The organism is Bacillota bacterium, assembly GCA_013178045.1.
Taxonomy (GTDB): Bacteria; Bacillota; Ch66; order Ch66; family Ch66; genus Ch66.
In genome coordinates, this window is sequence record JABLXP010000002.1 from 35,149 (window position 1) to 46,837 (window position 11,689).

The 11,689-nt window shown below is 53.2% G+C and carries 12 protein-coding genes; all 12 read left to right on the plus strand.

Translation table 11 applies throughout. The features are described 5' to 3' along the window. Positions 1–102 precede the first annotated feature (102 nt). The 12 genes from HPY81_01910 (at position 103) to HPY81_01965 (ending at position 11,429) form a co-directional block, all read left to right on the plus strand. Positions 103–489 carry an Asp23/Gls24 family envelope stress response protein gene (locus HPY81_01910; GenBank protein NPV26215.1) on the plus strand — a complete coding sequence of 129 codons (387 nt, stop codon included), beginning with the start codon at positions 103–105 and terminating at the stop codon, positions 487–489. A gap of 74 nt (positions 490–563) precedes the next feature. Then, a complete protein-coding gene (amaP, locus tag HPY81_01915; protein NPV26216.1) occupies positions 564–1,100 on the plus strand; it encodes an alkaline shock response membrane anchor protein AmaP in 537 nt (178 codons plus the stop codon). 12 nt (positions 1,101–1,112) lie between these two features. Beyond that, the gene (locus HPY81_01920) at positions 1,113–1,331 is read left to right on the plus strand and encodes a DUF2273 domain-containing protein (GenBank protein ID NPV26217.1); all 219 of its coding nucleotides are present in this window, start codon (positions 1,113–1,115) and stop codon (positions 1,329–1,331) included. 40 nt (positions 1,332–1,371) lie between these two features. Then, positions 1,372–1,776: a transcription antitermination factor NusB gene (gene nusB / locus HPY81_01925; GenBank protein ID NPV26218.1), complete on the plus strand. Its 405-nt coding sequence runs from the start codon at positions 1,372–1,374 to the stop codon at positions 1,774–1,776. Position 1,777: 1 nt separating this feature from the next. Further along, positions 1,778–2,740 carry an O-sialoglycoprotein endopeptidase gene (locus HPY81_01930; GenBank protein ID NPV26219.1) on the plus strand — a complete coding sequence of 321 codons (963 nt, stop codon included), beginning with the start codon at positions 1,778–1,780 and terminating at the stop codon, positions 2,738–2,740. Between the two features lie 28 nt (positions 2,741–2,768). After that, positions 2,769–3,617: a bifunctional methylenetetrahydrofolate dehydrogenase/methenyltetrahydrofolate cyclohydrolase FolD gene (gene folD, locus HPY81_01935; protein ID NPV26220.1), complete on the plus strand. Its 849-nt coding sequence runs from the start codon at positions 2,769–2,771 to the stop codon at positions 3,615–3,617. Beyond that, positions 3,527–4,840 carry an exodeoxyribonuclease VII large subunit gene (gene xseA, locus HPY81_01940; GenBank protein ID NPV26221.1) on the plus strand — a complete coding sequence of 438 codons (1,314 nt, stop codon included), beginning with the start codon at positions 3,527–3,529 and terminating at the stop codon, positions 4,838–4,840. Before folD ends, xseA begins: the two co-directional genes overlap by 91 nt. Further along, positions 4,819–5,088: an exodeoxyribonuclease VII small subunit gene (locus tag HPY81_01945; GenBank protein NPV26222.1), complete on the plus strand. Its 270-nt coding sequence runs from the start codon at positions 4,819–4,821 to the stop codon at positions 5,086–5,088. The genes xseA and HPY81_01945 overlap by 22 nt, the downstream gene beginning before the upstream one ends. Continuing rightward, the gene (locus HPY81_01950; GenBank protein NPV26223.1) at positions 5,088–6,005 is read left to right on the plus strand and encodes a polyprenyl synthetase family protein; all 918 of its coding nucleotides are present in this window, start codon (positions 5,088–5,090) and stop codon (positions 6,003–6,005) included. Before HPY81_01945 ends, HPY81_01950 begins: the two co-directional genes overlap by 1 nt. 76 nt (positions 6,006–6,081) lie before the next feature. Then, positions 6,082–8,049 (plus strand): 1-deoxy-D-xylulose-5-phosphate synthase, encoded by a 1,968-nt coding sequence (locus tag HPY81_01955; GenBank protein NPV26224.1) that lies wholly within the window; start codon positions 6,082–6,084, stop codon positions 8,047–8,049. Positions 8,050–8,068: 19 nt separating this feature from the next. Further along, positions 8,069–8,890: a TlyA family RNA methyltransferase gene (locus HPY81_01960; protein NPV26225.1), complete on the plus strand. Its 822-nt coding sequence runs from the start codon at positions 8,069–8,071 to the stop codon at positions 8,888–8,890. A gap of 421 nt (positions 8,891–9,311) precedes the next feature. Beyond that, positions 9,312–11,429 carry a sigma 54-interacting transcriptional regulator gene (locus HPY81_01965; GenBank protein NPV26226.1) on the plus strand — a complete coding sequence of 706 codons (2,118 nt, stop codon included), beginning with the start codon at positions 9,312–9,314 and terminating at the stop codon, positions 11,427–11,429. Positions 11,430–11,689 lie beyond the last annotated feature (260 nt).

An 11,689-nucleotide genomic window follows, 5' to 3' on the forward strand; every position in this document is an offset into this window, starting at 1 on the left:
TGTAGACACTAAGAACTAATTTTTGGTATAATATGCATACAAGACCAGATAACGGGTTATCCTAGGGCTAGAAGCCCATATTAAAAATATGGGGGTATTGTGATGGAAGAACACGAACGGACTAATATCGGGTCGATCAGGATCGCCGACGAAGTTGTGGCCATTATTGCTGGATTGGCGGCTACCGAAGTGGAAGGGGTCGCCGGGATGAGTGGCGGAATAGCCGGCGGCATCGCGGAGATGCTTGGCCGCAAGAACCTGTCCAAAGGGGTTAAAGTGGAAGTTGGAGAGAAGGAAGCGGCGGTAGACTTGTTTGTGATTGTTGATTTTGGGGTCCGGATTCCTGATGTCGCCCTGAAAATTCAAGAGAACGTCAAGCGAGCGATCGAATCGATGACCGGGCTAACGGTTGTCGAGGCCAATGTTCATGTGCAAGGTGTAGCCATGCATCAGGGTGAGGCTAAAGAGGACGAACCGCGTGTCAAATAGTTGAGTCTGAACATTAATCGTAACCCCCTGAACATCCAGGGGGTTATGCATGCAGCTGGTGAGGTGATGAAAAGGTGAAGCTCAGAGACCGTATCGTAGTGGCCCTCTGTTCAATTCTGCTGATTGCCGCCGCCGGGGTAGTTATCCTGCAGATATTTGGCTGGATCTTCCCGCTGGAATATCTGTTGACTACGGTTGCCGATCCGAACGGGCGCTGGGTGGCCGGCCTGGTCAGCGGAGCCATCTTACTTATTGGCCTGATTTTATTCTTTGACAGTCTGCGGTACAGCGAGCCAGTTGAGGCGATTGTTCATGAGACCGCCATGGGGCAGGTGCGGACCAGCATTACTGCCCTGGAAAATGTCGTGCGCAAAGCCGTGCGTCAGGTCCGGGGAGTACGGGAAGTCAAGCCCTTGGTCCGGCCGTTGGAGCATGGGGTGGCTGTTTTACTTCGCGTGATCCTGATCCCCGAAGTCAACGTCCCTGAGGTGGCGGAGCAGATTCAGAATAATGTCCGTAAATATTTACGGGAGATTGTGGGGACCGAAGTGTTAGAAATAAAGGTCCTAGTGGATAATATTACATACGATGTCAACGCAAGAGTAGAGTAGGTGGTGATCACCATGTGGGAGAAATTATTGATTGATATCGTGGAAAAGCATCGAGGAAAAGCGCTGGGGATATTGGTTGGTTTTATCCTGGGTATTCTAATTATCTCTTACGGCTTCTTCAAGGCCCTGTTCATTTCCCTTTGTATGGCCGGCGGCTATCTGATTGGCAAACGTATTGATGATAAAGGAGATCTGCGTGAGATGATGTCGCGGGTCTGGCGTGATCACTAAACTAATAAAAACACCCAGAGTTTTAAAGGAGGCAACATTCTTGACAAGACGCCGGGCGAGAGAAACGGCTTTACAGATCTTGTTTCAGATTGATGTTGGCCAGGCTAGCCCCGAAGCCGCTATTGAGCACGTCTTGACAGAATTCCCGCTGTCCGAGCCGGCCAGTGAGTTCGCGGTGACCCTTGTGCGGGGTGCCCTTAAACACCTGAGGGAAATTGACCAGGTGATCAAGGAGCTGTCCCGGGAATGGAATTTGGACCGCATGGCGAAAGTGGACCGCAACATTCTCCGGTTGGCGATCTATGAGATCTTGTATGTGCCGGAAGTGCCCAACAACGTGGCAATCAACGAAGCCATTGAAGTGGCCAAGAAGTTCGGAGGAGGAGATTCAGGCCGATTTGTTAACGGGATTCTGGGCAAACTCGTGGAGAGTAGAGAAGATTGACATGGAACTGATCGTTGGCATTGACACCAGTGCTTACACCACTTCGGTGGCGGTGATTGATTCCGAACAGAAGGTTTGGTTCGATGAGAGACAGCTTCTGAAGGTTCCGGCCGGGTTACGGGGGCTGAGACAGTCAGAAGCTGTCTTTCAGCATGTGCAGAATCTGCCTGACCTCGTCGAGCGGATGAGCCGGCAGGTTGATCCCCGGCAAATAGTGCGGGTTGTCGCCAGTGGCCGGCCCAGGCCAGTAGCGGATTCGTACATGCCGGTCTTTACCGTGGGAGCGGGTTTGGCCCGCAGTCTGGCGGCCGCTCTGAAAGTTACCCCAATAATGGTCAGCCATCAGGAGGGTCACCTGGCGGCTGGGATCTGGTCGGCCCAAGGTCCCCGAGAGGAAAAGTTTCTGGCCGTGCATCTGTCCGGCGGAACTTCCGAATTACTAGTGGTGGGCCGGGCCAGCAGCCAGGACCAGGTGTTTGCCATCGACCGACTGGGGCAGAGTAACGACCTCCACGCCGGCCAGTTTGTTGACCGTCTTGGGGTACGGCTGGGTTTAAGCTTTCCTGCCGGCGCCGCCCTGGAGAAACTGGCGGCCCAGGCGGAGGGCGAACCGTTGGTGCGATTGCCCTCGGCGGTGCGGGGATATGATTTCAGTTTTGCCGGGCCGGCCGCTGCCGCGGAGCGTCTGCTGGATCGCGGCGTCCCGGGACCGCTGGTGGCCCGGGCGGTAGAAGCCTGTCTGGTAAAGACCCTGGAAAAAGTGCTCCGGCGGGCCAGGGAGCAGCTTGGACTAACTGCGGCCATACTGGTGGGCGGGGTGGCGGCCAACCACTACCTGCGCCAGCGTTTAACCGAACGGCTCAGTCACCCAGCGGTGGGGATGAAGCTTTATTTTACCGACCCAAGGTACAGCACAGATAACGCGGTCGGGGTTGCCCTCTGTGGTACGTACATAAAGTATTAGCAATAATTCTGAAGAAGGGGGATACAATTTGGCAGCACAGATAATTGATGGGAAAAAGATTGCCCAGGAGATTAGAAATAGTCTTAAACAAGAAGTGGCCGAACTAAAAGAGCGTGGAATCACTCCCGGTCTGGCGGTGGTTCTGGTTGGCGAGGACCCCGCCTCTCAGGTTTATGTTCGTTTAAAAGAGCGAGCCTGTGCGGAGGTAGGTTTGTATTCGCGCAGCTACCGGCTGCCGGTGGCTAGCACACAGACTGAACTGCTGAACCTGATCGATGAATTAAACCGGGATCCCCAGATTCACGGGATACTGGTTCAGTCACCCCCTCCAGCTCACATCGATGAGCAGGCAATTCTGAAGCGTATTCGGCCGGACAAGGATGTAGATGGTTTTCATCCAGTAAATGTGGGAAAATTGATGATTGGCGAACCCGGCTTAAGACCCTGTACTCCCCTCGGCTGTTTGGAATTACTCGACCGGATTGGCTGCGACTTGACGGGGAAAAAAGCGGTTGTCATTGGCCGGAGCAATATTGTCGGCAAGCCGATGGCGGTGTTGTTGCTGTCGCGCCATGCGACGGTGACCATTTGTCATTCCCGGACCAGGGATCTGGCGGCGGAAGTTCGGTCAGCCGATGTCGTGGTGGTGGCGGTTGGTCAGCCGGGTCTGGTGACGGGCGAAATGCTCAAGCCCGGGGCGGTGGTCATTGATGTCGGCATAAACCGTCTGCCCGACGGCCGGCTGGTGGGGGATGTTGATTTCACCAGTGCCGTTGAGGTAGCGGGATGGATCACGCCGGTTCCGGGTGGCGTTGGGCCGATGACGATCGCGATGTTATTGAAGAATACCGTGGAGGCGGCCAAACAACAGTGTTAACGAGGCGGATTTTCAGCGTGGGGGAACTAACGAGTTACCTGGCCAGCTTAATGGAGCAGGATCCCCTTCTGCAAAATGTCTGGGTCCGGGGTGAGGTCTCTAACCTCCGGCTGCATTCTTCTGGGCACCTGTACCTGACCCTCAAAGACAGCACCAGTACCATGCGGTGCGTAATGTTTCGGTCTCGCGCCGCTCGTCTAACTTTTGCACCGCAGAATGGGATGCGCGTTCTGGCTCGCGGTTACGTGGCGGTTTTTGAGCGGGACGGCCAGTACCAGCTGTACCTGGAAGAATTGCAGCCCGATGGGGTAGGTGCTTTATTTATCGCATTTCAGCAGCTCAAACAAAGGTTGAGCGAGGAGGGGTTATTCGAACCTGCCCGCAAACGCCCTTTACCCTGGCTGCCCCGCAAGATTGGCATTGTAACTTCCCCGCAGGGGGCGGTACTGCAGGATATGCTCACCATCATCCGGCGGCGCTGTCCCGGGGTTGACATCGTAGTCGCCCCGGCTGCAGTCCAGGGAGAACTGGCGCCGGCGCAAATCGCCGGCGGTCTGGCCCGACTTAATGAACTGCCTGACGTGGAAGTAATCATTGTCGGGCGAGGTGGGGGGTCTTTAGAGGAACTGTGGGCGTTTAACACCGAAGAAGTGGCGCGAGCCATTTTTCAATCCCGCGTCCCGGTCATTTCCGCCGTTGGGCATGAAACCGATTACACCATCGCTGATTGGGTGGCTGACTGCCGGGCGCCGACGCCATCTGCGGCGGCGGAGTTGGTGGTACCCAATATCACTGATTTGTACGCACGGCTGACGGATCTCCAGATACGGTTGGGGCGAGGGATACGCTGGCAGTTGGCTAAACAAAGGCAAAATTTAATCTCCCTGGCCAACCAGGCCAGCCTGGTCTTGCAGCAAACGGTAAAGCAGCAGCGGCAGCAATTAACTCATTTGGAACGTCAATTGCGGTCAAATATGGCTGGTTTTTTGGCACGGAAAGGTGCTATACTAAAGGTATTGACGGGACGTCTGGAAGCCTTGAGTCCGCTGGGAATATTAAGCCGGGGATACTCGATTTGCCGTGATTACTACTCTCAGACAATTATACGGGCCAGTCATCAGACCGCGGTAGGCGGTAGGGTAGAAGTGATTTTGCACCGGGGAGGTTTAATCTGTAAGGTTGAGGAAGTGAAGGAGGAGCCATGGTGCCAGAAAAACATGTAAGCGGTCTGGCGAGTGAACCATCATTTGAGGAAGCGATTGGCCGGCTGGAACGGTTGGTTGAACAACTGGAAAGCGGCGAGTTATCCCTGGACGAAGCGCTCTGCTGCTTTGAGGAAGGGATTGGTTTGGTGCGGATTTGCCACCAGAGGCTGCAGGCGGCTGAGGGTAAGGTCGAAGTCCTTCTTCAGACGCTGAACAAGGGGAACTTAAAGGTGGTCGGAAGTTTAACTGAAGGAGCTGAGGAATAATGAGCTGGCCAAAATCTCCAGCCTATCAGGATTTACCCCGTCGTCTGGCCGAAAAAGCCAGATTAGTTAATGCGGCTTTGGAGGAGCTGGTGCCAGCGGAGCAAACCTATCCCACGGTGATCCATCAGGCGATGCGCTACAGCCTGTTTGCCGGCGGAAAAAGGCTGCGCCCCACTTTAACCATGGCGGCGGCGGAAGCCTTAGGCCACCCCAGCGATCTGGTACTGCCAACGGCCTGTGCGTTAGAACTTATTCATACTTATTCTTTGATTCATGATGATCTCCCGGCAATGGACAACGATGATTATCGGCGGGGACGGCTAACCTGTCACAAAGTTTATGGTGAGGCGATAGCGATCCTGGCTGGTGATGCCCTGCTTACCCTGGCCTTTGACCTGATCGCGCGTAATGCCGAATATCCGGGAGTTCGGGCAGCAGATGTGCTGCAGATTATCCGAGAAATCAGCACCGGAGCCGGTACGCAGGGCATGATCGGGGGACAGGTGGTGGACATCCAGTCAGAAAATCAGCCACCGGAAATCAAAACCCTGGAGTATATGCACCGGCATAAAACGGGGGCCCTAATCCGCGCCGCGGTACGTGCCGGGGCGATTTTAGCCCGGGCTTCATCAGTCCAGCTAGTGGCTCTGACCAGATACGCGGAAGAGTTCGGTCTGGCTTTTCAAATTACCGATGATATTCTTGACCTGACCGGTGATATGGCTGTACTGGGCAAACCCGTGGGGAGCGATGTGCGGAATCAGAAAGCGACCTACCCCGCCCTGTTTGGTGTGGACCAATCACGACAGATGGCGCAGGACTGTATTTCGCGGGCCCTGAACAGTCTGACCATATTCGACGAACGGGCCGATTTCCTGCGCGATCTGGCAATTTTTATCCTCGAGCGGGAACAATAACTTTTAACGAATAAAATGTTTGTATTTGGTGACGATGACAGTAAACGTATGTTCAATACGAGAGAAGGTGACCGGGGTGACCCAACTGCTCGAACGAATTAACAGTCCAGCAGATCTTAAACGATTATCCCTGGGTGAACTAAACCAGTTGGCTAAAGAGATCCGCACGGTGTTGATTGAAACCGTCGCGAAAAACGGGGGACACCTGGCTCCCAATCTGGGAGTTGTTGAACTAACTTTGGCTTTGCACCTGGTGTTTGACTCCCCACGTGACCGGCTGATCTGGGACGTGGGTCACCAGAGCTACATTCACAAGCTGCTGACCGGACGACGAGAAACTTTTTCGACGCTCCGGCAGTACCAGGGACTGAGTGGTTTTCCTAAGCAGCGGGAGAGTGAACACGACGTCTTTGAAACGGGGCACAGTTCTACCTCGATTTCCGCCGCGGTTGGGATGGCATTGGCGCGTGATCTGAAGCGGGAAAAGCATCACGTGGTAGCGATCATTGGGGATGGGGCGCTGACCGGTGGCATGGCCTTCGAAGCGCTCAATTACGCCGGCCACTTACATACTAACCTGATTGTCGTGCTTAATGACAACGAGATGTCGATCGCCAGTAATGTTGGTGCCTTGTCCAGTTATCTTACCAAGATGCGGACTGACCCGATGTACTTTAAAGGTAAAGAAGAAGTCGAATCACTGCTCAGGCGGATTCCAGCTATCGGTCCAACCATGGTCAAATTAGCGGAAAAGCTCAAGGATACTTTAAAGTATCTGGTTGTGCCGGGCATGATTTTTGAAGAACTGGGCTTTACCTATCTTGGTCCAATTGATGGACATAATTTAGCCTCGATGAAATCGGTCCTGCAAAACGCCAAAGCGACCAGTGGGCCAGTTTTAATTCATGTTTTAACCAAGAAAGGTAAAGGCTACCCCCCGGCCGAAACTAATCCGGATAAATTCCACGGTATTGGACCTTTTGATGTGGGCACCGGCCAGTCGATAAAAAAGAATGCGCCGCCCACCTACACCCAGGTATTTGGCGAGACCCTGATCCGCTTAGCCAGAGATGATGAGCGTTTGCTGGCTGTTACTGCCGCCATGCCAGATGGAACTGGTTTGAACGGTTTCGCCCGTCAGTTTCCCCAGCGTTTCTTTGATGTGGGCATTGCGGAACAACATGCGGTCACGATGTCAGCTGGTCTGGCCAGAGACGGCTTTCGGCCGGTGGTGGCCATCTATTCCACCTTCTTGCAGCGGGCCTATGACCAGGTCTTGCATGATGTTTGCCTGCAGAAACTGCCGGTAGTATTTGCCATTGACCGCGCCGGCCTGGTAGGTGAAGATGGAGCGACCCACCAGGGGCTCTTTGACCTGGCGTATCTCAGGCATATCCCCAATATGGTGGTGATGGCTCCCAAGGATGAAAATGAGTTACAGCACATGTTAAAAACGGCTGTTGGCTATGACGGGCCAATCGCCATCCGCTATCCCCGTGGTACGGGAGTGGGGGTACAGCTTGAGGAAAAACTCAGGAACCTGCCGATCGGTCAAGCGGAGTTGCTGTGCGACGGAACCGATATAACAATTCTGGCAGTTGGCCCCCTTGTTTATACCGCCCTGGAGGCGGCTAACCGGCTGCGGGAACAAGGAGTAAAGGTGGCGGTAGTGAACGTCCGTTTCATTAAACCACTTGATGAAGAATTAATTTTGCGCCTGGCCCGGCAGACGAAACACCTGGTGACCCTGGAAGAGCATGTACTCGCGGGTGGGTTTGGTAGCGCGGTTCTGGAATTGCTGGCCAGGAAACAGCATAGCGAAGTCAAGGTCATCAACTTGGGTATACCTGACGAGTTTGTTGAGCACGGGCCAATCGAGGTCTTGCGGACCCAGTACGGATTGACGCCAGAGGGGATTGTCGCAACGATTCGGCAGCAGTGGCCACTGCGGGTTGGTCCATGGACCAAGCCGCGGTCTCCGCACTGGGCGAAAGAAAGGGCCGACCTCCATGCGATTGTGGCTCCGGCAGAGGGACGAAAATAAAATTTCAAAGGGGATCATCATGAATAAGACCAAAGAGCGGCTAGATATCTTACTTGTTCGGCAAGGCCTTTTTCCCAGTCGAGAACGGGCCAGGTCGGCCATCATGGCTGGCCTGGTCTTTGTCGCTGGTCAAAAGATCGAGAAGCCGGGAACTCAGGTGACATTGGATGCGGAGATCCGCGTGCTGGGGGAAGACATTCCCTACGTCAGCCGGGGCGGCTTGAAGCTGGCTAAGGCCCTGGAGGCATTTAAAATTGACTTGCAGGATCGGGTGGTGCTGGATATCGGGGCTTCCACCGGCGGGTTTACAGACTGTGCCCTGCAGCACGGTGCCCGCAAAGTGTATGCGATTGATGTCGGATACGGGCAGTTAGCCTGGAAGCTGCGTCAGGATCCCCGGGTGGTCTGCCTGGAACGGACCAACATCCGGCATCTTTCACCTGTGGTGCTGGATGAGCCAGGTGACGTAGCCACCATCGATGTTTCCTTTATTTCCCTGGACAAGGTTCTGCCAGCAGTCCGCGAATTGCTCGCCCCGCACGGACAAGTAATCGCCTTAATCAAGCCTCAGTTTGAGGCTGGTCGGGAAAAGGTGGGGAAGAAGGGAGTTGTCCGCGATCCCGCTGTCCACCGCGAAGTGATCGAGCAAGTGGCCAGGACTGCCCAGCGGCTCGGGTTCAGGGTGTGTGGACTGTCGTTTTCACCTATCACGGGCCCAGAAGGCAACATTGAATATTTGCTCCACCTGTCACTGGTTAACGAGGGAGTCGGTGGTGCTGATTGGGCAGGGTTGCTTGATGCCACGGTAGATAATGCGCACGCGCTCTTAAATAGAAGATAAATGCAGAAATATTAAAATTTACCAAAAGGGTTTGTGTCGTCAAAGACGAAAATTATTATTGGTAACGATGATAAATAGCATCAATCGATGCGCAACAACATCGCGATTAGCGCGATTAGGGAGTGGGGATGAAGAAGATTATACCTGACATGATATCCCTGGGCAGACCGATGTAGAAATGCATCAGTTATTTTGTCCTAATTGTATTTGGATCCGCGTTAACAGTATGATTACCACCAAAAATTTTTTGGTGGAAAAAGCTGGCGTGAATTTTGCATTTATTATAAAAAAGCGGGAATTACCATTGGTCTTGATCGATTCTTGTTTTTTAGGAGCCTGCGGTTGGCCGGGGCGCTTCCTGCAGTTAAGACCAGATAGCCTGAGAGCTATACACTGGTTAATCCACAAGGAGGGATTTTCGTTGAAGGTGAAGGACGTAATGACCCGTGATCCGATCACCCTGGACACTCGAATGAACATCCGAGAGGCAGCGCGTATCCTGAGCGAACACAGCATTGATGGAGCGCCGGTAATAGAAGACGGGTGTATAAAAGGGATTTTTACCAAGAGCCATGTCCTGCGCGCGGTTGCCAGTGGTATTGACCTGCAGCAGACTTTGGTCAGAGAGGTCATGACCCAAAATGTGGTGACTATTTCTCCTGAAGTTACTTGCGAAGAGGCGGCACAAGCTAATTTTGGCCGGTTGCCGGTAGTGGATGAACAGGGAAAACTGGTGGGCATTTTAACCGTGTCTGACCTCTTGCGGGCTTTTGAGGCCGAAAACAAGGACACCCTGACCAAACTGAACACAATTCTCAATTCGACGTATAACGCCATTATCGCCGTAAATAAGGAAGGCGTGATCGAAATTTTCAATCTGGCGGCCGAACGGCTTACCGGGGTGAAGGCCGAAGAGGCGATCGGACTGCGAATCGATCAGATTTTCCCCAACACCGGGATTTATGAGCAGTTGCAGACGGAGAAAGCCCAGTACAGCCAGAAACTGATTTACCATGACCGGAAATTGCTCAGCAATCGTACCCCGATTATCGTGGACGGAGAGATTATCGGGGCAGTGGCGGTCCTTCAGGACATGTCTGATTTGGAGAGCATTTCGAAGGAACTGGCGGCGACTAAGGAACTGAGCCACGAACTGGAAGCGATTATTGAGTCATCTTTTGACGGGATCTACGTCACGGATGGTCGCGGGAAGACGTTGCGGGTCAACCGGGCGTATGAGCGCTTAACCGGGGTCAAAAGGGAAGAAGTGCTCGGGAAAACCATGCGCGAATTAGTTGACGCGGGAGTGTATTCTCAGTCGGTTTCTCTGCTGGTGCTGGAGGAGAAGAAGCCAGTCACAATTACCCAGAAGGTGATTACCGGTAAGAGTGTGCTGGTTACTGGCAATCCGATTTTTGACCAGAATGGTAAAATCTTTCGAGTGGTTACCAATGTCCGCGACATTACGGAGTTGAACGAACTGCGGCGTCAGCTCGAACAGGCGCAGGAAATGGAAAAATGGTACCACTTGGAACTGAAACAGCTCCGCAGCGCGATTAATTCACAGTGCGATGCAGTGGCGGTAAGTGAGCCGATGAAAGAGGTAGTGCAACTGGCGACGCGCGTCAGCACGGTGGACGCCACGATCTTGATCCTGGGCGAATCAGGGGTCGGTAAAGAAGTGGTCGCGAAGATTATCCACAAGAACAGCCGCCGTAAGAACGGTCCATTTATCAAAGTGAATTGCGGTGCCATACCCGAGCAACTCCTCGAATCAGAGTTGTTCGGGTATGAGGGGGGTGCCTTCACCGGGGCGAAGAAAGAAGGAAAAGCGGGGCTCTTTGAGCTGGCCAACCGCGGGACGCTGTTTTTAGATGAAATCGGGGAATTATCGCTTAATCTTCAGGTCAAACTGCTGCGTGTCCTGGCTGAGCGGGAGATCATGCGGGTTGGTGGCGGGAAACCCATTCCTGTTGATGTCCGCATTGTTGTAGCTACCAATCGCGATTTAGAGGACATGGTAAAGCGCGGCTTGTTCCGCGAAGACCTGTATTACCGGCTCAATGTCGTGCCGATTGTCATTCCGCCGTTGCGGGAGAGAAAAGAGGATATTCCCTCGCTGGCCCTCCATTTTCTCAACCAGTTCAACTCGCACTACGGACTGCAAAAAAAGCTGTCCTATGAGGTGTTGGAGCGCCTGATGCTTTATGATTGGCCTGGCAACATCCGTGAACTGAAAAACGTGGTCGAACGGATGGTGGTAACCACGACAGATGACCTGCTTGGCGTGGAACACCTGCCGAAATATCTGGGTAGCGAGACCAGTAAAAATGATGCCCGCATCAGTGTCAAGGGCGTGATGCCCCTCAACGACGCGATTGAGGAAGTAGAAAAACAGATTATTCAAAATGCGTTGAAGAAACACAAAACCAGCCGCAAGATGGCGGCCGTCCTGGGAGTTAATCAGTCGACGATTGTCCGGAAGATCAATAAATATGGTTTTAAGTTAAGTGATGCACAGTTGCCAGGGGCGATGTAATGCAGCATCGGAGTTGGTGAGTTGAGTGCTGGTAGTTTAGGGGATACCGCGACGGGAAATTGCTATCCGGATTGATGAATTCAGGCATCACTGTATGTTTGGCCAAGCCAAAAGCGTCTAACGACGGGAAAGGATTCTTCCTTTCCCGTCAATTTGTGTTGAGGCAAATTACAGCGAGAAGGGCGATAATGGATGGAATGATAGACTAACTTTTGTTGACTGGCCAGAAACGTCATATCGATTGGCACGATTATTGCTTA

What these genes read in the sequence shown, in the direction of transcription:
- xseA (NPV26221.1), top strand. Translation starts at nt 3,527, where the DNA reads ATGGATCACGCCGGTTCCGGGTGGCGTTGGGCCGATGACGATCGCGAT.
- HPY81_01920 (NPV26217.1), top strand. Translation starts at nt 1,113, where the DNA reads ATGTGGGAGAAATTATTGATTGATATCGTGGAAAAGCATCGAGGAAAA.
- HPY81_01910 (NPV26215.1), top strand. Translation starts at nt 103, where the DNA reads ATGGAAGAACACGAACGGACTAATATCGGGTCGATCAGGATCGCCGAC.
- HPY81_01945 (NPV26222.1), top strand. Translation starts at nt 4,819, where the DNA reads ATGGTGCCAGAAAAACATGTAAGCGGTCTGGCGAGTGAACCATCATTT.
- HPY81_01960 (NPV26225.1), top strand. Translation starts at nt 8,069, where the DNA reads ATGAATAAGACCAAAGAGCGGCTAGATATCTTACTTGTTCGGCAAGGC.
- HPY81_01950 (NPV26223.1), top strand. Translation starts at nt 5,088, where the DNA reads ATGAGCTGGCCAAAATCTCCAGCCTATCAGGATTTACCCCGTCGTCTG.
- HPY81_01930 (NPV26219.1), top strand. Translation starts at nt 1,778, where the DNA reads ATGGAACTGATCGTTGGCATTGACACCAGTGCTTACACCACTTCGGTG.